The 21650-nt window shown below is 75.0% G+C and carries 15 protein-coding genes and 1 pseudogene; 3 read left to right on the plus strand and 13 right to left on the minus strand.

The window, feature by feature from the left end; all coding sequences use genetic code 11:
* The first annotated feature begins 53 nt into the window (after positions 1-53).
* Both ACWPWV_RS05525 and ACWPWV_RS05530 read left to right on the plus strand, forming a co-directional pair.
* Complete coding sequence (locus ACWPWV_RS05525) at positions 54-2741, plus strand: glycoside hydrolase family 3 C-terminal domain-containing protein (RefSeq protein ID WP_454041936.1); 2688 nt, start codon at positions 54-56, stop codon at positions 2739-2741.
* Between the two features lie 70 nt (positions 2742-2811).
* The gene (locus tag ACWPWV_RS05530; protein WP_454041937.1) at positions 2812-4755 is read left to right on the plus strand and encodes an adenylyl cyclase; all 1944 of its coding nucleotides are present in this window, start codon (positions 2812-2814) and stop codon (positions 4753-4755) included.
* 46 nt (positions 4756-4801) lie between these two features.
* On the opposite strand, the gene ACWPWV_RS05535 is transcribed toward ACWPWV_RS05530, so the two are convergent.
* The 5 genes and pseudogenes from ACWPWV_RS05535 to hisC form a co-directional block, all read right to left on the minus strand.
* Positions 4802-6223 (minus strand): dihydrolipoamide acetyltransferase family protein, encoded by a 1422-nt coding sequence (locus ACWPWV_RS05535; protein ID WP_454041938.1) that lies wholly within the window; start codon positions 6221-6223, stop codon positions 4802-4804.
* Between the two features lie 49 nt (positions 6224-6272).
* Positions 6273-7271 carry an alpha-ketoacid dehydrogenase subunit beta gene (locus tag ACWPWV_RS05540; RefSeq protein ID WP_454041939.1) on the minus strand — a complete coding sequence of 333 codons (999 nt, stop codon included), beginning with the start codon at positions 7269-7271 and terminating at the stop codon, positions 6273-6275.
* Positions 7268-8422 carry a pyruvate dehydrogenase (acetyl-transferring) E1 component subunit alpha gene (gene pdhA, locus ACWPWV_RS05545; protein ID WP_454042818.1) on the minus strand — a complete coding sequence of 385 codons (1155 nt, stop codon included), beginning with the start codon at positions 8420-8422 and terminating at the stop codon, positions 7268-7270. The genes ACWPWV_RS05540 and pdhA overlap by 4 nt, the downstream gene beginning before the upstream one ends.
* Before the next feature lie 285 nt (positions 8423-8707).
* Positions 8708-9043, minus strand: a pseudogene (locus ACWPWV_RS05550) (DUF805 domain-containing protein); the annotation flags it as partial.
* 33 nt (positions 9044-9076) lie between these two features.
* Positions 9077-10156, minus strand: a complete 1080-nt coding sequence (gene hisC, locus ACWPWV_RS05555) for a histidinol-phosphate transaminase (protein ID WP_454041940.1) — start codon at positions 10154-10156, stop codon at positions 9077-9079.
* 125 nt (positions 10157-10281) lie between these two features.
* Between hisC and ACWPWV_RS05560 the strand changes: the two genes are divergently transcribed.
* Positions 10282-13323, plus strand: a complete 3042-nt coding sequence (locus tag ACWPWV_RS05560; protein WP_454041941.1) for a BTAD domain-containing putative transcriptional regulator — start codon at positions 10282-10284, stop codon at positions 13321-13323.
* On the opposite strand, the gene ACWPWV_RS05565 is transcribed toward ACWPWV_RS05560, so the two are convergent.
* The 8 genes from ACWPWV_RS05565 to ACWPWV_RS05600 form a co-directional block, all read right to left on the minus strand.
* Positions 13244-14146 (minus strand): NADase-type glycan-binding domain-containing protein, encoded by a 903-nt coding sequence (locus tag ACWPWV_RS05565; protein WP_454041942.1) that lies wholly within the window; start codon positions 14144-14146, stop codon positions 13244-13246. The two genes, ACWPWV_RS05560 and ACWPWV_RS05565, sit on opposite strands and share 80 nt — an antisense overlap.
* A gap of 248 nt (positions 14147-14394) precedes the next feature.
* On the minus strand, positions 14395-14955 hold the full coding sequence (locus ACWPWV_RS05570; protein WP_454041943.1) for a phage tail protein: 561 nt from the start codon (positions 14953-14955) through the stop codon (positions 14395-14397).
* Positions 14952-16898 (minus strand): putative baseplate assembly protein, encoded by a 1947-nt coding sequence (locus ACWPWV_RS05575; protein WP_454041944.1) that lies wholly within the window; start codon positions 16896-16898, stop codon positions 14952-14954. The genes ACWPWV_RS05570 and ACWPWV_RS05575 overlap by 4 nt, the downstream gene beginning before the upstream one ends.
* Before the next feature lies 1 nt (position 16899).
* Entirely contained in the window at positions 16900-17322 is a 423-nt protein-coding gene (locus ACWPWV_RS05580; RefSeq protein ID WP_454041945.1) for a GPW/gp25 family protein, read from the minus strand.
* 15 nt (positions 17323-17337) lie between these two features.
* Entirely contained in the window at positions 17338-19188 is a 1851-nt protein-coding gene (locus ACWPWV_RS05585; RefSeq protein ID WP_454041946.1) for a VgrG-related protein, read from the minus strand.
* A complete protein-coding gene (locus ACWPWV_RS05590; RefSeq protein ID WP_454041947.1) occupies positions 19178-19963 on the minus strand; it encodes a CIS tube protein in 786 nt (261 codons plus the stop codon). Before ACWPWV_RS05590 ends, ACWPWV_RS05585 begins: the two co-directional genes overlap by 11 nt.
* Before the next feature lie 6 nt (positions 19964-19969).
* Positions 19970-20419 carry a phage tail protein gene (locus ACWPWV_RS05595; protein ID WP_454041948.1) on the minus strand — a complete coding sequence of 150 codons (450 nt, stop codon included), beginning with the start codon at positions 20417-20419 and terminating at the stop codon, positions 19970-19972.
* The gene (locus tag ACWPWV_RS05600) at positions 20416-21138 is read right to left on the minus strand and encodes a hypothetical protein (protein ID WP_454041949.1); all 723 of its coding nucleotides are present in this window, start codon (positions 21136-21138) and stop codon (positions 20416-20418) included. The genes ACWPWV_RS05595 and ACWPWV_RS05600 overlap by 4 nt, the downstream gene beginning before the upstream one ends.
* Between the last annotated feature and the right edge of the window lie 512 nt (positions 21139-21650).

Here is a 21650-nt window from a genome sequence, read left to right on the forward strand (position 1 = left end):
GTCATCGACGACCTCCGAGGTCGCGGTTCCGTCCTCGAAGGGGAGGGCTCGTCATGGGAGTGGTCGAGAAGCATCGTGCGCGCAGGAGCGGGGTGGGCGTCGTCGCGGCGCTCGCCGCGGCCGCGCTGGTCGTGACGCTCGCGCCGTCGGCGCACGCGGCGACGGCGGACCCGCCGTGGATGAACACCGCGCTGTCACCGGACCAACGGGCGGTCCTGCTGCTGCAGGCGATGACGCTCGAGGAGAAGGTCGAGCTGATGTCCGGCGACCAGGGCGCGGCGCCCGCGGCGTTCTACAACGCCCCGATCGAACGGCTCGGCATCCCCGAGCTGAGCATGGCGGACGCCACCGCCGGCATCGCCTCGCGCGGCTGGGTGCTCCCCGAGACGGGCGACCGCGCGACGGCCATGCCGGCCACCCTGGCGCTCGCCGCGACGTGGGACCCGGAGCGGGTCCGGGACTACGCGGGCGTCGTCGGCGACGAGTCGCGGCAGACGGGTCACGAGGTGCTGCTCGGCCCCAACGCCGACCCGACGCGCAACCCCTTCTGGGGCCGCCAGGCCGAGTCGACCGGCGAGGACCCCGAGCTGAGCTCGTCGATCGTCGTGCCGTTCGTCCAGGAGGTGCAGGAGCGCGGCGTCATCGCGAACCTCAAGCACTACACCGCCTACACGCAGGAGACGTACCGCGGCGGCCTGCAGAACGTGATCGTCGACGAGCGCACGCTGCGCGAGGTCCACACGGCTCCCTACGAGGCCGCGATCCGCGACGCCGACCTGGGCTCCGTCATGTGCTCGTTCAACAAGATCAACGGGGTCTACGCGTGCGAGAGCGAGCTGGCCCTGAACGAGATCCTGCGCGAGCAGCTCGACTTCACCGGGTTCGTCCTCACCGACTTCGGGGCGATCCACTCGACGCTGCCCTCGATCGTCGCGGGCACCGACATGGAGACCGGGACGCGGTCCTTCTACGGTGACACGCTCCTGGCCGCCGTCAACGCGGGCACGGTCCCCGAGGTGCTCGTCGACCGGGCCGTGCTGCGGATCCTGCGCACGATGTTCGCGATCGGCATCTTCGACGGCGACTACACGCCGACGGCGATCCCCGTCGAGGAGCACGGCGCCGTGGCGCGCGAGGTGCAGGAGGACGCGATCACGCTGCTGAAGAACGACGACGCCCTCCCGCTCGACGCCGGGACGTCCGTCGCCGTCGTCGGGGCGGACGCCACCATCCCGTCCGCCCTCGGCGGCTCCGCGTTCGTCCAGCCCACCTACGAGGTCTCGCTGCTCGACGCGATGCGGGACCGCGCGGAGGAGAGCGGCGCCCAGGTCCGCTACGCGCAGGGCAACGACCCCGTGAGCGCGGCGAACATGATCGAGACCCGCGACATGACCGCCGTGCCGTCCTCGGTGCTGCGGCCCGAGCGCGGGATCGGCGACGGGCTCACCGCCCGCTACTTCGCGAACGCGACGTGGACGGGGGCCGTGGGTCTGACGCGCACCGAGGCGCAGGCGTCCTACGACGTCGGGTTCACCGGCGGCGGACCGGCCTTCGCGAGCCTCTACGGCTCCCAGGTCCCGCCGACGCCGACCCTCGCGGGGCTCGAGCCGGCGCAGAACGGTGAGCAGTCGGTCCGCTGGACGGGCGAGCTCGTCGCACCCTCCACCGGGGAGTACGTGCTCGGCGCCACCGGCTGGGGCGACGCGCGCGTCTGGCTGGACGGCGACCTGGTCGTCGACATGACGGGCCAGGACGGCCGGCGGGACGTCCGCTCCGCCGGGCTGGCGCTCGAGGCGGGGCGGGCCTACGACCTGCGCGTCGAGTACTCCCAGACCCGGCCTCTGGTCGGGCTGCAGCCGGGCACGTTCCTGCTGCAGTGGTCCACGCCGGACGACGCCCTGCCGCCGTCCGTCGTCGAGGCGGCGGAGGCGGCCGCGGCGTCCGACGTCGCCGTCGTCTACGTGCGCACGTACGAGACCGAGGAGCGGGACATGGTCTCGCTCAAGCTCCCGCAGAACGCCGAGCAGCTCATCCGCCAGGTCGCGGCCGCGAACCCGCGGACCGTCGTCGTCGTGGCGACCGGCTCCGGCGTCGTCATGCCGTGGGCGGACGCCGTCCCGGCGGTGCTGCAGAACTTCTACGGCGGCCAGGAGGAGGGCAACGCGCTCGCGTCGGTCCTGTTCGGCGACGAGGACCCCTCCGGTCATCTCCCGGTGTCGTACCCGCGCAGCGAGGAGGCGCTGCCGCTCGCCGTCCAGAACCCCTGGCTCGACGACCCGGACGTGGAGTTCTCCGAAGGGCTGAACATCGGCTACCGGGGCTACCTCGCGGCGAACGTCGAGCCGATGTGGGCCTTCGGCCACGGGCTGTCCTACACGGAGTTCACCCTCGACCGGCTGCGGGCCGGCAACACCATCCGGGCGACCGGCGGGAACGACACCGTCGACGTGCGGGCTCGCCTGCGCAACGTCGGTGACCGGACCGGCACCGAGGTCGTCCAGGTGTACCTCGGCCCGCTGCCCGGGGTCCCGTCCCCGGAGCTCAAGCTGGCGGGCTACGCCAAGGTCGAGCTGGAGGCCGGCCGCCGCCAGCAGGTCCGGATCGAGCTGGACCGGCGCGACTTCTCGTACTGGGACGCCGAGGCGGACGAGTGGGTCACCCCCACCGGCCAGGTGGCCGTGTACGTCGGTCGCTCGGCCGTGGACGTCGACCTCGCCGGAGCGGTGCGCGTGCGCCGCTGACACCACCCCGCCCGTGCTGCTCCGCCGAGCGCGGGGCAGCACGGGCGGCGGTCCGTCCGAAGGAGGGCTCGTGGACCGGGTCGACGCCGCGCGCCGCCGGTTCCTCCTCGGCGCCGCGGTCGGGGCGGCGGCCGGCCTCGTCGTCGGCGTCGTGGGCACGGTGCTGGTCGTGGACCGGGCACCGGACGGGCGGCCCGCCGCCGACGACACCACCGCGCCGCTCGGCGTGGTGAGCCCCACCGACCCGGACCTGGGGCCCGGCGTGGTCGTGCTCTCGCCCTCCATGTCCGTGGCGGAGATCCACGCCCTGGTCGACGGCATCACCGCCCGGCAGACCGACGACGAGATGGGCACCGGGCGGTACGCCGTGCTCCTCGAGCCGGGCACGTACGGCACCGAGGCCGAGCCGCTGCAGCTCACCGTCGGCTACTACACCGAGGTCGCCGGGCTCGGGGCGTCCCCGGGCGACGTCGTGGTGGACGGGAAGATCGAGGTGTACAACCGCTGTCTCGCGGACGACGGCACGTCGAACTGCCTCGCGCTCGTGAACTTCTGGCGCACGCTCGGCAACCTCACGATCGACGCCGACGCCGACGTCGCCGGCCAGGACGAGTGCCGGCGGTCGGCCATCACCTGGGCCGTCTCCCAGGCGGTGTCCGTGCGCCGGGTCGACGTCCTCGGCGGCGACGGCCGGCCGCCGCTCTCCCTGACCGACACGTGCTCGGCGGGGCCGCAGTACGGGAGCGGCGGGTTCATCGCCGACTCGCGGGCGGGGGACGTCGTGAACGGCTCCCAGCAGCAGTGGTTCACGCGGAACAGCGTGATCGGGAGCTGGAGCAACGCCGTCTGGAACCAGGTGTTCGCGGGGGTCGAGGGAGCTCCTGACGACTCCTCCTACCCCGACCCCGCGTACACGACGCTCGAGCGGACCCCGCTCAGCCGCGAGAAGCCGTTCCTGTTCGTCGACGACGACGGCGCGTACCAGGTGCGCGTCCCGGCCGCGCAGCGCGACTCGTCCGGCGTGTCCTGGGCGGACGGCCCCACGCCCGGCCGCACCGTCCCGCTCACCGACTTCTTCGTCGCGCGCCCGACGGACCCGGTCGCGGCGATCAACGACGCGCTGGACCGGGGCCGGCACCTCCTGCTCACGCCCGGCGTGTACGACGTCGCGGAGAGCATCGCGGTCGAGCGGCCCGACACGGTCGTCCTCGGGATCGGGCACCCCACGCTCACGGCGGTCGACGGCGCCACGCCCCTCACCGTGGCGGACGTCCCGGGCGTCGTCGTGGCCGGCGTCACGGTCGACGCGGGCGAGGTCCGGTCCCCCGTCCTGGTCCGGGTCGGCTCCGGCTCCGAGGACGCCGAGCGGGCCGGCGACCCGGCGAACCCGACGACGCTGAGCGACGTCTACCTGCGCGTCGGCGGCCCGCACCCCGGCAGCGCCGACGTCGCGCTGGAGATCAACGGCGACCACGTGCTCGTCGACCACGCCTGGGTGTGGCGCGCGGACCACGGCGCGGAGGGCTTCGACGACGGCGAGCGGTGGGTCACCAGCACGGGTCGCCGGGGCGTCGTCGTGCACGGCGACCACGTCACGGCGACCGGCCTGTTCGTCGAGCACTTCCAGGAGCACAACACGTCCTGGGACGGCGAGGACGGCACGACGGTCTTCTACCAGAGCGAGCTCGCGTACGACCCGCCGGACCAGGCGGCCTGGATGAAGGGCGACGTCGAGGGCTGGGCGGGCTACGCCGTCGGCGAGGACGTCCGCCGCCACGTCCTCCACGGGGGCGGCGTCTACGCCGCGAACCTCGAGGACCCCTCGATCCGCACGGCGAACGGGTTCGAGGTGCCGCAGGCCCCGGACGTCCGGCTCCACCACGTCGCGACCGTCAGCCTCGGCGCGGGCACGATCGAGCACGTCGTGAACGGCGTCGGCGAGGCGGTGGACCCGTCGAGGACCGGCCAGCCCTCCTTCGTCGAGAGGTATCCCGGCCCCGACGGGGCCCCGTGACGCCGGCGGGCGGACCGGGTGCGAGGCCCGGTCCGGGCCTGCGGCGTCAGCCCCAGACCAGGCCTCGCGCCGGGTCCTCGAGCACGCGCGCGACGTCGGACAGGAAGCGCGCGCCGAGCGCGCCGTCCACCAGGCGGTGGTCGAAGCTCAGCGCGAGCTGCGTGACCCAGCGCTTGCGGATCTTGCCCTTGTGCACCCACGGCTGCTCGCGGATCGCCCCGAACGCGAGGATCGCGGCCTCGCCCGGGTTGAGGATCGGCGTCCCCGTGTCGATGCCGAACACGCCGACGTTCGTGATGGTGATGGTGCCGTCGGACATCTCGGCCGGGCTCGTGCGTCCCGCGCGGGCGGTCGCCGTGAGGTCGGCGATCTCCGTCGCGAGCCCGTGCAGGTCGAGCCGGTGCGCGTCCTTGATGTTCGGCACGACGAGACCGCGCGGCGTCGAGGCCGCGATGCCCAGGTTCACGTAGTGCTTGTAGACGATCTCCTGCGCGGCGTCGTCCCAGCTCGCGTTGATCTCGGGGTGGCGGCGCACCGCGAGGAGCATCGCCTTCGCCGTCACGAGGAGAGGCGTGACGCGCACGTCCGCGAACTCGCGGTCCTCGCGGAGCGTGCTCACGAGCCGCATCGTGCGCGTCACGTCGACGGTCTGGAACACCGTCACGTGGGGGGCGGTGAACGCGCTCGCGACCATCGCCTCGGCCGTGCGCTTGCGCACCGACTTGACGGGCACGCGGGTCTGGCGGCCGTCCTGCGTGACGGCGCCGGTGGCGAGCCACGGCTGGTCGTCGTCCGCGTACGTCGCGAGGGGCTGCGCCTTCGCCTGCTCGTGGTGGGCGACGACGTCCTCGCGCGTGACGATCCCGCCGGGTCCGGTGCCGGCGACGCTCGCGAGGTCGAGACCGAGGTCCTTCGCGAGCTTGCGCACGGGCGGCTTCGCGAGCACCGGCAGGTGCGCGTGCCCGACGGCGGCGCTCGCCGCCGCGGGGACGCTCGCCGGTGCGGGTGCCGGTGCGGGCGCAGGCGCAGGTGCCGTGGGCGCGGGGGGCGCGGCCGGGGCTGCCGCCGCCGGCGCGGCGCGCCGCGGTCGGCGCGCGCTGCCGGGCTCGACCGTGCCGTACCCCACGAGCACCGAGCCGGAGCCGCCGGCCTCGGGCGACGGCGAGTCCGCGCCGTCGGGCACGGTGGCCGCCGGAGCCGTGGGCTCCGGGGACGCGCCGTCCGGGTCCGTGTCGACCACGACGATCGGCACGCCGACCTCGACCGTCACACCCTCGGGCACCAGGATCTCGCTGACCACGCCCGTGAACGGGGAGGGCAGGTCGACGAGGGACTTCGCGGTCTCGATCTCGACGATCGTCTGGTTCACGGTGACCCGGTCTCCCGCGGCCACGTGCCAGTGCACGATCTCGGCCTCGGTGAGACCCTCGCCCGCGTCGGGGAGCTTGAACTGCTCGTACGTCGGCACTGCTGGTCCTCCTGGTCTCCGGTCTGGTCGTGCCCGCGGCTCGGGTGCGTCAGTACGCGAACGCGCGGTCGACGGCGTCGAGCACGCGGTCGAGGCTCGGGAGGTAGTCGTGCTCGATCTTCGCGACCGGGTACGGCGTGTGGAACCCGCCGACGCGCAGCACCGGCGCCTCGAGCGAGTAGAAGCACTCCTCGGTCACGCGCGCCGCCACCTCGGCACCCGAGCCCAGGTACGTCGGCGCCTCGTGCACGACGACGCAGCGCCCGGTGCGGCGGACCGACTCGACGACGGTCGCGGTGTCGAGCGGGGAGATCGAGCGCAGGTCGACCACCTCGACGCTGCGGCCCTCCTGCTCGGCGGCGGCGGCGACGCGCAGCGCGGTCGCGACCGTCGGGCCGTAGGCGACGAGCGTGAGGTCCGTCCCGGCGCGCAGGACGCGCGCGCGGTCCAGCACGCCCGCGCCCTCCCCCGGGCCGCCGAGCGCGACCTCGCCCTTCTCCCAGTAGCGGCCCTTCGGCTCGAAGAACAGCACCGGGTCCGGGGAGGCGACGGCCTCCTGGATCATCGTGAACGCGTCCTGGGGCGTCGAGGGCGAGACGACCCGCAGCCCGGCCGTGTGCGCGAAGAGCGCCTCCGGGCTCTCGCTGTGGTGCTCGACCGCGCCGATGCCCCCGCCGTACGGCACGCGGACGACGACCGGCACCTGGAGCTTCCCGCCCGAGCGGTAGCGCATCTTCGCGAGCTGAGTCGTGATCTGGTCGTAGGCCGGGAAGATGAACCCGTCGAACTGGATCTCGCACACCGGGCGGTAGCCGCGCAGCGCGAGGCCGATCGCCGTGCCGAGGATGCCCGACTCCGCGAGCGGCGTGTCGACCACGCGGTCCTCGCCGAAGTCCTTCTGCAGACCGTCCGTCACGCGGAACACGCCGCCGAGCGGTCCGATGTCCTCGCCCATGAGCAGGACCTTCGGGTCGGTCTCGAGCGAGCGGCGCAGGCCCTCGTTGATCGCCTTCGCGAGGGTGAGCGTCTTCGTGGTGCCCGTGCTCATCGTGCGACCTCCTGCCGGGCGGCGGACGCGTCGTCCGCCGCGAAGGACCCGTCGTAGTCGGCGAACCACGCCTTCTCGGCCTCGACGACCGCGTGCGGCGTGCCGTACACGTGCTCGAACATGCTCGACGACGCGGGAGCCGTCAGCGCCCGGGTCTCGGTGCGCAGGCGCTCGCCGAGCGCGTCCGCCTCGACGGCGAGGTCGGCGGCGAACGCGTCGTCCCACGCGTCCTCCGCGCGCAGCAGCGCCTCGAGCCGGTCGATGGGGTCGCGGCGTCGCCAGTACTCCTCCTGCGCGCGGGACCGGTACTTCGTGGGGTCGTCAGAGGTCGTGTGCGCGCCCATGCGGTAGGTGAACGCCTCGACGAACGTCGGGCCGCCGCCGGACCGCGCGCGCTCGAGCGCCTCGGCCGTCACCGCGTAGCACGCGAGGACGTCGTTGCCGTCGACGCGCACGCTCGGCACGCCGAAGCCGCCGCCCCGGCGGTAGAGCGGCACGCGCGTCTGCTTCGTCGTGGGCTCGGAGATCGCCCACTGGTTGTTCTGGCAGAACAGGACGATCGGCGCGTTGTTCACGGCCGCGAACACGAGCGCCTCGCTGACGTCGCCCTGCGAGGTCGCGCCGTCGCCGAAGTACGCCACGACGGCGGTGTCGCGCCCGGGGTCGCCCGTGCCGACGAGCCCGTCGCGCTGGACGCCCATCGCGTAGCCCGTGGCGTGCAGCGCGTGCGAGCCGATGACGAGCGTGTAGAGGTGCACGTTGTGGACCGTCGGGTCCCAGCCGCCGTGGTCGACGCCGCGGAACAGCCGCAGCCGGTCGACCGTGTCGATGCCGCGCACGTGCGAGACGCCGTGCTCGCGGTACGAGGGAAAGACGTAGTCCTGCGCAGCGAGGGCCCGGGCGGAGCCGATCTGGGCCGCCTCCTGGCCCTTCGACTGCGCGAAGAGACCGAGCTCGCCCTGGCGCTGCAGCGCCGTCGCCTCGTCGTCGAAGCGGCGCGTGAGGACCATGTCGCGGTACAGGCCGCGCAGCGCGGCGGCGTCGAGGTGCGCGACGCGCTCGCGGTACGGGTCCGTCTCCGGGGTCGTCACCCGGGCGCCGGCCGGGGTGACGAGCTGGATCAGGGGGGCGTCGTCAGGGCCGCCCGCCATGTCGGGAAGGTCGGGGACCGTGCTCGCCGCGTCCCGGGCAGGTGCACTCGCCTCGTGGTCCGTCACGCGAATCTCCTTCGGTGCGGGCCGCCTGGCGGCCGCCCGCTCGGGGGCAGGTGACGCCCTTGCGGGGCGCCGTCGTAACCTACGTCTCCGTAGCCTACGCAAGCGTAGGCTACGACTGCGTAGGTTCCGCTGCCGACGTGTCGCCCAACGTCTGCGGCAGCCGCTTGGAGGGAACCTCCAAACCCCACCGGAGCGCCCCCCGCGCGGGTCGGGCCGGCCCTACCGGGAGTACGCCCCGCCCGCCCGCAGGGCGTCGCGCTCGCGCAGGACCGGCCAGCGCGAGAACGCGAACACCAGGAACATCACGACGTTGAGGATCGGCACCAGGCCGACGAGGACCCACCAGCCCGAGTAGCCGGCCTTCTGGACGATCCGGACGTAGGCGACGAAGAAGATCACCGCCACCGCGACGTAGACCACGAGGGCTGCGCCGCCGAACAGCCAGCCGTAGTCGTCGACGAGCTGGTCGTACTCCACGTCGTCCATGGTCGCGAGTGTTCTCGCGGCGCGGGAGGTCGACAACCGGAGCGACAGGGGTGCAGACCACCACCGCCTGCACCGGCCATGGGGACCCCGAGGATCGGGACGCTACCGCCAGGTGGCGCTCACGCGCAGGAACAGGTCCGTGGCCTCCGGCTCGCCGACGCTGACCCGGAGGCCCTCCCCCGCGAACGGGCGGACGATCGCCCCGGCGGCGCGCGCCTCCTCGGCGCGCTGGACGGTGCGGTCGCCGAGGTCGAACCACACGAAGTTCGCCTGGGTCTCCGGCAGCTCCCAGCCCTGGTCGCGCAGCCCCTCGACGAGGCGCGTGCGGTCCTCGACCAGGTGCTCGACCCGGCCGAGCAGCTCGTCGCTCGCCCGCAGGGACGCCATCGCCGCCCCCTGCGCGACGTGGGAGACGCCGAACGGGGTCGACACCGCCCGGATCCCGGCCGCGAGCCGTGGACGCGCGACCGCGTACCCGACGCGCAGCCCCGCGAGCCCGTAGGCCTTGGAGAACGTGCGCAGGAGCACGACGTTCGGGTGCTTGCCGTACACCGCGAGGCCGTCGGGCGCCTGCGGGTCGCGGACGAACTCCAGGTAGGCCTCGTCCAGCACGACGAGCACGTCCGACGGCACGGCCGCGAGGAAGGCGTCGAGCTCGTCGCGGTGCACGACGGGACCGGTCGGGTTGTTGGGCGTGCACACCAGCACGACGCGCGTGCGCTCGGCGACAGCAGCGGCCATCGCCGGGAGGTCGAGCCGCCCCCGCCCGTCGCCCGTGAGCAACGGGACCTGGACGGACGTGCCGCCCGCGACCGCGACGGCGATCGGGTACGCCTCGAACGAGCGCCACGGGTAGACGACCTCGTCACCCGGCTCGAGCACGGTCTGGAGCACGTGCGCGAGCACGGCCACCGACCCGTTGCCGACGACGACCTCGCCCGGCTCGACGCCGAGCCGGTCCGCGAGCGCCCCGACGAGCTCGGTCGCGTACATGTCGGGGTACCGGTTGACGTCGGCCGCGGCGTCCGCGATGGCGGCGAGCACGGACGGCAGCGGCGGGTACGGGTTCTCGTTCGACGAGAGCTTGAAGGCCGCGGCTCCCGGGGCGACGCGGCCGCCCGGGACGTAGGCCGGGAGGGCGGCGACGGCGGGACGCAGGGCGACGCGGGGTTCGTGGGCCACGGTCCTCGATCATGCCACCCGTACGCGGCCGAGGGTGATATCCGCAGACAGGGCCTGCGCACCCCGTGCGGTGCTCCCTATGATCGTTCCCGGTGATCCGTCCAGGGACGAGGGGGCACGACTCGATGAGCGCGCCCCACGACGAGGACGACGGAGCAGGTCGGCAGGGGTCGCCGGTGCCCGGTGTCGTCGGCCTCGCGCGCCCCCGCCTCCTCGACCGGCTCGACCGGGCGCATCTCGCGCTCGTGGTCGCACCGCAGGGTTCCGGGAAGACGACGCTGCTCGCCCACGCCGCCCGGCGCGCCCCGACGGACGTCGTCTGGGTCCGGTGCGAAGCCGGGGACCCGGGGAGCCCCGACGGGCCGCGCCTGACGCTGCGGACGTCTCCGCGCCTCGCCGGACGGCTCGCGCAGGGCGACGGACCGGGACGGCTGTCCCGCCTGAGCCACGCCGCGCAGGACCCGCTGCTCGTGGTCGTCGACGACGCGCACCACCTCATCGGCAGCTCGCTCGAGGACGAGCTCACGGCTCTCCTCGCGCACGCCCCGCCGCACGTGTCGGTCCTCATCGGCTCGCGCCGCGCACCGCCCCTCAACCTGGCGAGGGTCGAGCTCTCGGCGCCCGTCACGCTGACGGACGTCGCCCTGCGGTTCAGGTCGTGGGAGGTCGAGCGCCTGTACCGGGAGCTGTACGGCGTCCCGCTCGCTCCCGAGGACGTCGCGGCGCTCACGTGGCACACGGACGGCTGGGCGGCCGCGCTCCACCTCTTCCAGCTCTCCGTCGCCGACGACCTGCCCGGCGAGCAGCGGCGCGCGATCCGTCGCCTCGACCACCGCCAGCGGTTCGCGTGGGACTACCTGCACACGCAGGTGCTGCGCCCGCTGCCCGTCGACCTCCAGCGCTTCCTGCACAGCACGTCGACGCTCGACCTGCTCACCCCGCGCCGGTGCGACGCCCTGCTCGGCGTCTCGACGTCCCGCGACACGCTCCAGCGGCTCGACCGCGCGACGTCGCTCGTCCGAGCCGTCGGCGAGGACGGGTACCGCGTGCACCGCGTCCTGCGGCGCCACCTGCTCGCCGCGGCGTCGGACGAGCTGTCGGTCGCGCAGGCGCGGTCGACCCACGCGCGCACCGCCGAGGTCCTCGAGGCCGAGGGCGCGCTGCACGAGGCGCTGCGTTCCCGCGGCCGCGCCCACGACCTCGCGGGGGTCGAGCGCCTCCTGACCCGGGTCGACCCCGGCGCCCACGACCGCGGCGAGCGCGAGTGGGGCTCGGCGTTCCCGGCCGACCTCGTCGAGGCCGACGCGGGCGTCCTGCTGGCCCGGGCGCGCGAGCTCGTCGCCGACGGACGCGTCGCGCAGGCCGAGGTCGTGGTCCGGCACGCCGAGGCGCGGGCGGACACCGACGCGGAGCGCCTCGCCGCCGCGCGCCGGGTCCTCGACGCGCTGAACGGGACTGCCGACAGGGTGTACACGCTCATGGACCCGAAGGGCCCGCGCCGTCCGGACTGGTTCCACCTCGTGATCGCCGCCACCGTGCGCGACCCGGGCGCGGTCGTGGCGCTGGCCCCCGCGACGGCGCGCGGCCGGGCGCTCGTCGAGGGGGTCGCGCGGCTCCTCGCGGGTGACCAGGTGCGGGCGCGCGAGGCGCTGCGGGACGCCGCCAACGACGTCGAGGCCGACGCCAGCATGATGCTGCTGGCCCAGCTCTTCACCGCCGTGTTCGCGCGGGTCCAGGAGGACGCCGGGATCGCCACGGTGCTCGACCGGATCCACTCCGAGGCCGAGCGCCGTGGGCTGGTCTGGCTCGCGCGCATCACGCACGGGGTCGTCCTCGCGTTCGACGACGACCCCGCGGCCCGGGACCAGGTGGCCCGGTGCGTGGCGTACTGCGAGCGCGACGGCGACCGGTGGAGCGCGCTGCTCGTCGCGGGCGCGGAGGTCGTCGCCCGGGCGCGACGCGGGGCCGGGGACCCGGAGGACTGGGAGAGGTTCGCGCAGCGGTGCCACGCGCTCGGGGCGGGGACCCTGGTGGCGTGGGCGCACGGAGCGCTCGCCGTCGCGGCGGTGCGCGCGGGCCTCCCCGACGCGGCCGACCTGGCCGCCCAGGCGGAGAGCCTCGCCCGGTCGGCGGACGTGCCGGGCGCGCTCGCGCTCGCCTACGTCGCGCTCGCCGGGTGCAAGCCCGCGCAGCGCGACGACCTGCTCCGCCTCGCGTCCTCGACCGCGCGGTCCGTCGGCCTGGACGACCCGACCCTCCCCGCTCCTCCCGATCCGGTGGCCGTGCCCGCCCCGGCGGTCCTGCCCCCGCACGCGGCGGAGGACGACGCGGAGGAGACCCGGCCGACCGCCCTGCAGGTCGGCGAGCGCGAGCGCCTGGTGGTCGTGCGGTGCTTCGGGGCCTACGACATCTCCGTCGACGGGCGCGGCGTCGACCTCTCGGGTCTCCGGCCGCGGGCCAGGCGGACCCTGCGCTACCTGTCGATGCGCGCCGGGCGGCCGGTCCACCGCGAACAGCTCGCCCGTGCCCTGTGGGGGGAGCTGGACCTCAGGTCGGCGATGCACAACCTGCACGTCAACGTCTCCGCCGTGCGCCGTGCCCTCGAGCCGCGCGGCGCACCGCGCGACGAGGGACTCGTCCGACGCGACGGCGAGACCTACATGCTCCCCCTGCCGCCGGGGTCGGACTGCGACGTCGCGCGGTTCGAGCAGCGGCTGTCCCGGGCACGACGGCTCGAGCACGAGCACCCGTCGTCCGCGGTGAGCGGCTGGCAGGCCGCCGTCGACGCCTACGGCGGCGAGCTCCTCCCCGAGGAGGGTGCCGCCGACTGGGTGCGGCCGGAGCGCGAGCGGTACGTCCTGCTCGCGGCCGGCGCCGCCGAGTCCCTCGCGGGCGCGTGCCTCCGCGCGGGCGAACCGGACCGGGCCGTGTCCGCCGCGCGGCACAGCATCGAGCTCAACCGGTGGGTCGACGCGCCGTGGCGGCTGCTGGTCGAGGCGCTCACGGCGCTCGGCGACCACGCCGCCGCGCTGCACGCACGCCGCGAGTACGACGCCGTGCTCCAGGAGCTGGGCGTGCACGAGCCCGTCAGCCGCGACCCCGGAACTCGACCTCGGCGATCGCCACCGACGTCTCTGGGGTCGCACGGAACGACGACACGATCGTGAGCCGGACCGCCGCGACGTCGTCCTCGACGACCTCGACGGTCTGCGGGCCGGGGACGTCGTCGAGCTCGACGCGGTGCTGCGCCGTCGAGCCGTCGGCACGGGTGACGGTGACGTCGAGCGAGCGCGGGCTCGAGCCCTGCAGGAACTCCTCCTGCACGGGCGAGGACCCTCCCGTGACGACCAGGTGGACGAGCCGGAAAGGCTGGTCGAACGTCAGGTCGACGGTCTGGCCTGCGCCGTCGCCCGGTTGCGCGGGCGACCACGCCAGGTCGTTCGTCCCGTCGACGAGGTGCGACGCCGGCCGGTCCGGGGCCTCGCTCGACGCGACGACCGTCACGGGGTTGTACACCTCGTCGCCCTGGAGCCGGTCCTGCACGGTGGTGGCACCGCCGCCGATGGTGTCGCGCAGCTGGTAGCCGGCGAACCCGAGGCCGGCCAGGACGAGGAGCGCGACGACCGTCTTCGTCGGGAAGCGGCGCCGTCGCCGCGGTCGGGTCCCCGCCGTCGGGGCCGGGCGGGGATCCGGACGCCACAGCCGGCTCCACCACGACCTCCTCCCCTGCACCCGGGCGTCGGCGAGGCTCGCGCCGCAGCGGCGGCAGAAGTGCCGCGTCGCGACGTTCCCCGCACCGCACGCCCCGCAGACGAGGTCGCCCGCCTCGGGCGGCGGCGCGTCGGGCTCGGGCGCTCGCGGCGCAGGCCGAGCGAGCGGCACCCCGGGCAGCACGGCGGCCGGCTCCCGGCCGGGAGCAGCCTCGGGAGGCGCGCCGCCGGCCGCCGAGGGCGCAGGCGCGGCGGACTCCGGCACCACGGAAGCGGGCACAGCGGAAGCGGGCACGACGGGAGCGGGCACAGCGGAAGCGGGGGGAGGGGCAGCACCGGGCACGCCGCCGGCGGCGGTGCTCGTCGCCACGGCCGGGGCCGGCTGGTGCTCGGTCACCGCCCGGGGCGCCGTCTGCACGGGGGCGGGCACCGGCGCAGCGGCCGGCTCCTCCCACTCCAGGTAGCCGCCGCAGGACCCGCAGAACGAGACACCCTGCTCGTTGGCCTGACCACAGGCCGGGCACGTCATCATCGGTTCTCCACCACCTCGAGCGTGTAGGGGACGTGGACGGGACGACACCGGTCGACGACCTCGTGCACGTGCCGGTCGTCGACCTCCGTGGCGTCGTCGACCAGGACGCGCACGTGGAACGCGGACGCGGCGGTCCCGGGCAGCTCGCCGCCGGGCACGACGGACGACGCCGTGCCGCCCGTGTCGGTGACCTCCACCTCGCCGCCGGTCACGGCGCGGACCGCGTCGGCCACGCCGCGCGCCGTCCCGCGCAGCCGCTGGGTGCGCGCCGCGTCCGCGACGGCCGCGCGCAGCCGCCCGGTCTCCCACCCCGGGTCGGCGTCCACGCCGACCCACCGCCCCACCCACTCGAGGTGGTCGCGCGGCGCGAGCCACGGGTCGACGTAGCACTCGAGGGTGTCGAGCGTGAGGAAGACGGGCGCGAGGGCGTCGTCGAAGGCGCTGACGAACCGCCCGAGCAGGTCGTCGTCGAGGTAGACGCCCGGGAGCATCGAGGTCACCGGGGCCGGGCTCGCGAGCCCGGCCACCGCGCCCCGCCGCGTCGGTCCGCCGGTCATGACGACTCCACCACGCGGACCTGGTGCTGGTAGGAGAACGCGAGGGCGTCCCCCGCCACGTCGACGCGCTGCACCGGTTCCCCGCGGTCGCCCGTGATCGGGTCGGCCGCGAACAGCTTGACGTCCTCGACCGCCTCGACGCCCGGCACGCCCTGGAGCACCGCGAAGATCTCCCCGGCGCGCACGGCCCGGCCGAAGGGCCAGCCCCGCCCGTCGAGGCCTCCACCGAGCGGGTCGACGTACGCGTTGAGGGCGCGCAGCGCGTCGCTCTCGAGCGGCGCCTGCCGGGTCCGGCGCCGGGCCGCGATCCGCGCGACGACGGTGACGCCCTGGTAGAAGGGCGGCTCGACGAGCACCTGCGTCCCGAGCATCCGGCGCGGCTCGAGGTGCTCGACGATGCGGTCGAGGACGTCCGGGTCGGGGACGAGGTCCTCGAAGCGGCGCGTGCCGTCGTCGGCGGCGGGGACGGCGGGGGCGACGAGGACCCGCACCGCCTGCGGCGCACCCGCCACGGGGACGCACCGCACGCGGGCGAGGTGCGGGGCGGCGTCGCGTGCGAGGTGCTCGTAGTCCTCGGCCGTGACGGCCCGGTCCCGCGTCCGCAGCGCGAGCGGTCCCCGCTCGCGCGCCTCGTCGACCGACTCGGCGTCGACGCCGCCGAGGGCCGGCCGGCGGTTCTCCACGCGGTCGACGAACCCGATGGTGCCGCGCAGCACGCGGACGGCCCCGGTCGCGACGTTGCCCGCCGGACCCCCGCCCACCTGGTACTCCGGCAGCCGCAGGAGCGCGCCCGACGGCGGCACCCTCCCGTGCAGCGTCAGCGTCCCGTCGACGTCGCGGACCGCGGGCGGCAGGTGGAGCTCGCCGGCCGCCCGGTCCAGGGTGAACACGGCGTCGTCCGGACCGGCCTCGGCGAACGAGCCGGTCTCGGTCCACGTCTCCCACCCGTCCCCGGTCGCCACCTCGAGCGTCACGGGCGTGGCGCCCGCCACGACCGGGCGGCGCTCGAGCGCGAACGTCTGCCCGGGCATGCCCTCGGACGTCCCCAGCACCTCGCCCGTGACCGTCTCCGCGTGCACCGCGCCGACCGTGCCGCCGACCGTGAACGCCTCGACGTCCTTCACGACGGGGGGCGAGCTGTAGGCGCGGGCCCCCTCCTCGGGCTCGACGACGCGGCACCGGACCCAGCCCGCCCGCAGCCCGTCCTGGACCGACGCCGCGTGGCCCGCGGGCACGTGCAGCACGACGTCCCCCGCGCGGTTGAGCCCGCCGGTCCCGTCGGAGTCGACGTCGCAGCGCACCCAGCGCTCGCCGCCCCACGCCTCCCAGACGAGCGGGGGCCGGCGCGGGTCGACCCCGACGCCCTGGACGTCGCAGTCGAACCGCAGCACGACGGAGCACGCCGGTGCCGCGTCGTCGAGCCCGACGAGCAGGACGTCCCCCGGCGTGGGCGGCTCGCCGAAGCAGGGGAACCGCTGGCCGGTCGTCACCGTCTCGGTGCGACGGACGGGCGGCGCGAGGTCCGCGCGCTGCGTGAGGAGGTGCACCCGGCGGCGCGGCGGCACGACGAGAGGGCCGGTCGTGCGGAACACGACCGCGTCGTCGTGCTCCGTCCGCGGCGTCGAGACCTCGGTCCCCTCCGGGACGACGACGGGCTCCTCCTGCGGCGCGGACAGCCAGAACGAGACGTCGACCGTGGCCGCGGTCGCGGGGTGCAGCGTCACGCCAAGAAGCTCGAGGAACGCGACGTACAGACGGTCGGGCACCCGGTTCAGCCGGTACAGCATCTGGTCGGTCATGAAGGCGAACGTCTCGATGAGGGTCACGCCCGGGTCGGACACGTTGTGGTCGGTCCACTCGGGGCAGCGCGCCTGCACCATCCGCTTCGCGTCGTCGACGAGGTCCTGGAAGCGGCGGTCGTCGAGGTTCGGGGACGGGAGCACGTCACTCGCCCCCCTCGACCGCGGGCACGGTGTCCCGGGGGATCACGTAGAAGGGGAAGACGAGGTTGCGCGGGTCGTTCGTGCCGCGCACCGCGTACCGGACGTCGATGTACAGCACGCCCTGGTCCACGTGGTCGAACCGCACCAGCACGTCGTGCAGCTCGATCCGCGGCTCCCAGCGGTCGAGCGCGACGCGCACGGCGTAGGCGATGTCGCCGGCCGTCCCGGCGTCGGCCGGGGCGAACACGTAGTCGTGGACCGCGCAGCCGAACTCCGGGCGCATCGGCCGCTCCCCGGGTGCGGTGGCGAGGATGAGGCGGATGCTCTCCTCGATCTCCTGCGTCCGGCGCACGAGCGCGATGCGCCCCGTCCGGTCGGTCCGCAGCGGGAACGCCAGACCCGCCCCGATGAACTCCTGCCCCACGGCTCCTCCTCGGCCTCAGTTGATCTTCACGAGCGAGCCCTTGACGGTCGTCACGCCCGACGACGTGACCTGCGCCGTGCCCGTGCCGTCGAGCGTCGCGGTCGCGCCCTGGAGCGCGAGCCGGGCGTCGGCGGTGATCGAGATCCTCGGCGCCGTGAGCTCGATCGCGCTCGTGCCCTCGAGCGCGACCTGCACGCCCTTCACGGTGACCTTCCCCGTCGTCGACGTGCAGGTCACGTCCTGCTGGGCGGTCACCTCCACGGCCTTCTGCGCGGTGAGCCTGACCGGCCCGGACGACGTGATCTCGATCGCGGCCTCCGGCTTCTGGACGAGCACGACCTGCTCCCTGCCGCCCTTGTCCGAGACGACCAGACGCTCCTCGCCGGGCTTCTCGACGAACTCGAGGTGCATCCCGGTGCGCGACGTGATGGTCCGGCGGGTCACCGCCCCGCTGTTCCTGTCGACGTAGGGGACGGCGGACGGCGCCGGCGGCTTGTCCTTCGTGCTGAACAGGCCGCCGAGGACGTACGGCTGGTCGAGCTCCCCCTCGGCGAGGGCGACGAGGACCTCGTCACCCACCTCGGGCAGCACGAAGGTGCCACGCATCGCCCCGGCGCCCGGCTGGACGACGCGCGCCCACCAGCTCTCCAGCGAGTCGTGCAGCACGGGGATCTTGACCTTGACGCGGCCGACGCCCTCGGGGTCGTCGGTCGACGTGACGACCGCGGGCAGGATGCCCGCGCCCCGCGCACCCTCGCGAGGGCGTGACCCGGCGACCGTGCCGTACGTGGAACGGTCGGACGCGTCCGCGACCACCAGGTGCGTCAGGTAGCCGCGCTCGCCCGAGAGCTCGTGGCGGACGCCGCTGACGACGTACTTGCCGTCGAACGGGTCGCCGCACCCGGCGAGCGCGACCGGGCGCCCGACGGCGATCTGCGGGTTGCCGAGCACGGTCGCCTCGATCTCGGCGAACCCGCCGCCGACCCGGTCGGCCACGGACCTCGCGCTCGCGGTGACCTGGCCCTGCGACGCCAGGGACGTGCTCGAGACGAGGAGGGGCGGGGTCGAGAACCGTGCGCCGAGGCGCGCCGGGTCGGTCGTGCCCAGCCGGGCGCTCGGGGTCGACGCCTGCGCACGCCCGACGAGCGCCTGCTTGCGGAGCTGGTCCCAGCCGCGCGCCTCGACCTCGCGCACCTGGGACGCGCTCGTCACGGTCGCGCGCAGCGACAGCAGGTTGACGCCGTGCTCGACGACCGCGGGGTCCTGGCGCGCGCCCGTCGTGCCCGAGGGCGCGCCGCGTGCCTCCACGGGCCGCCGGAAGTCGAGGCGGCCGTCCGTCACGCCGACCACCCGACCGCTCCGTACCGCGAGGCGCTGCAGGAGCTCCCAGTCGCTGATGTTCGGCTGCCACACGTGCTCGAGGACCTCGGTGGTCGCGTCGACCGTGCCGACCGGGAGGCCGGCCACGCCCGCGACCTTGCGGACGACGTCGGACGCCGTCACGTTGACGTACGTGGCGACGCGGCGGGCGTCGACCAGGCGGTGCGCCGTGTCGTAGCCACGCACCGTCGTCTGGCGGCCGCCCGGCCCGATCTCGGTCTCGAGCGAGGTCACCTCCCCTGCGAGGAGCGGCGTGGGACCGCCCGACCCGCTGAGCTGCACGGCCAGGTCGATCTTCGCCCCCACCCGGATCCCCGCCTTGTCCAGCACGGCGCCGTGCTCGTCGGAGAGCCGGAGCACGAACAGCGCCGGCTGGTCGCGCCGGGCGTCGACGAGCACGGACGTGAGCGCGGGCTCGACGTCGGCCGCGAGCTCCCGGCCGTCGACCCGCACGACGACGCGGGCGCTGTGCTCCTCACCGTGCACCGGAGACCACCCGTGCCCGTCGTCCGACCGCCGGGTCCCGCAGGTCCTCGACCGTGGGGAGGAGCACGCGGTCGCCCGCGCGCAGCCGGAACGGGTCGTCGAGCCGGTTGGCCTCCGCGACGTCCCGCCACAGCCCGGGGTCGCCGTACTCGCGGTACGCGATCCCGGCGAGGGTCTCCCCGTGCACGACGACGTGCTCGCGATGGGGCACGAGCCCGCCCGAGGTCGGGTTCTGGCGTGGCGCCTCACCGGCGATCTCCTCCAGCGTCACCGAGCACACCGCCCGGATCGGCAGACCGCCGGACGTGAACAGCGTGTACCGGACCTGGACGCCGCTGACGTAGGCGAGGAACCCCGTCAGGCTCCCCCACCGGAACAGCACCCACGGCGGGGAGTCCTTGCGCTGGTCGTGCGACGCCGTCGTCGGGACGCACGCCGTGAAGAGCTTCTCCACGGCCTTGACCACCGCGTCGTCGTGGTCCTGCGACGCGTCGAAGAACATCTCGAGGGACAACCGCGACGGCTCGGGGCCCTGGAACTGCGGGGGGCTCGAGCGGCGGTTGCCCGGGTTCGTCGGGCGCGTCCACGTGGCGGCCTTCTGCAGGGCCAGCTCGGTGGGGTTGAACTGGAACGCGATGCGCCCGATCTCCGGGCCCGCCTTGGCGAGCGACCCGTCCTTCGACGGCTCGAAGAGCAGGAGGTAGGCGTGCTCCAGCTTGGAGCCCGACCCGGTCCCCCCGGCCGCGGCGGCGTCGAGGCCGACTGCAGAGGCCATCTCAGCTCACCCCGCAGCCTTCGGCGGCACGAACCCGTGGTGCGCGACCTCCACCGACTCGACCACGACCGACGAGTCCGTCGTCGACAGCGTCGGTCCCGACCAGCGCACCGGGACGACCCCCATCAGACCGAACCGGGCCACCTCCGTGCCGTGCGCCGTCATCGCGTCGATCGTCGCCGTCCCGAACTTGTAGCCGCTCGTCACCATGGACGTGAACCACTCGCCGATCTTGGCGCTGTCCCGGTTGAGGGGGCGCGTGAGCGTCACGTTCGGGAACCGCAGCCGGGTGGGGAACTGCCACACCGAGCCGTTGTTCCCGCCCTCCTCGCGCGTCTCGACGGTCACCTCCGCCCCGAGCCCGGAGCACGAGCTGAAGAGCCCGAGGTTCCAGTCGTCGAGGAAGATGCGGTACCGGATCCCGACGGCGAGCGTCGTCTCCTCGTAGATCGTCACAGCTGCCACCCCCGGTCGACGCGCAGACCCAGCCGTTCACGGTCGACGAGGACCTCCTGGCGCAGCCGGCGGAGCAACGGGTCGGTCAGCCGCCGTGCCAGGTCGTCGAGCTCCGCCTCCGTGACGGGGAACCGGCCGGCCGACGGCGGTCGCCCGGCCGGCTCGGAGGAGGCGGCCGCGGTGGTCGACGACGTCGCTACCGGTCGCGCCACCGTCGCCGACGCGGCAGCCGGTCCCGCCGCTGTCGGCGCGACGGCGGTCGGCAGGGTGGTCGGCCCGGTGACCGGCGAAGCGGCGACCGGTGCGAGCGCTGCCGGTGCGAGCGCTGCCGAGGCGAGCGCTGCCGAGGCGAACGTTGCCGGTGCGAGTGCGGGAGCTGCCGGCGCCAGCGCCGCGGGCCCGGGTGCTGCGGTCCTGGGCGCTGCGGACCCGGGTGGCGCGACGGCCGGGGTGCGATGGGTACCGATCGTCCCGCGCGTCCGCCGGGACGGCGGCCACGTGCCCGTCCCGTCGGCGTCGCGCGACACCACCGCTCCGGGGGCCGGAGCGCCGAGCAGAGGTCGCGGCGCGGCGACGAGCGGGCGCGGTCGCGTCGCCCGGGCGCCCGGTTCGACGGCGAGCCGCCCGACGGCGAGAGCCTCGTCGCTCGGGGGCTCGTCCGGCGCCAGGTCGGCGATCCGACGGGAGACGACGGGATGCTCGGCGACCTGACGGGACACGACGCCACGGTCTGCGACCTGACGGGACACGACGCCGACCGCGCTGACGGGGCGATGGGTGACGGCACCGTCGGGCCGAGGGGCGTCGAGGGCCACGGCGGCACGCGGCGCGACCGGCTGGGTCGTGGCGGTCCGCTGGAGGGCGGCTCGCCCTGCGGGGGGCGCCACGACGGTCGGGGCAGGCGCCGCCGACGACATCACGGCCCTCTGCGCCGGCACCGCGCGGACGGCGGGCGGCGACCCCGGCGCGGCAGAGGACCGCGCCGCGGTCGACGGCACGGCGGTCGACGGCACGGTGGTCGACGGCACGGCGGTCGACGGCACGGCGGTGTGGGCTGCGACGGACGGCGTCGACGGCAGCGCCAGGGACTCCGACCGTCTGCCCGACGCCGTCGTCGACGAGCGCACCCGCGGAGCCGGCGCCGAGGGCGAGGGCGCCGGCGTCGTGGAGACCGATCGCGCGATGACCGGGGCCGGGGAGGGCACGGAGGGGGACACGCTCGAGCGGAGGA

The sequence above is a fragment of the Cellulosimicrobium sp. Marseille-Q8652 genome (genome assembly GCF_965112045.1).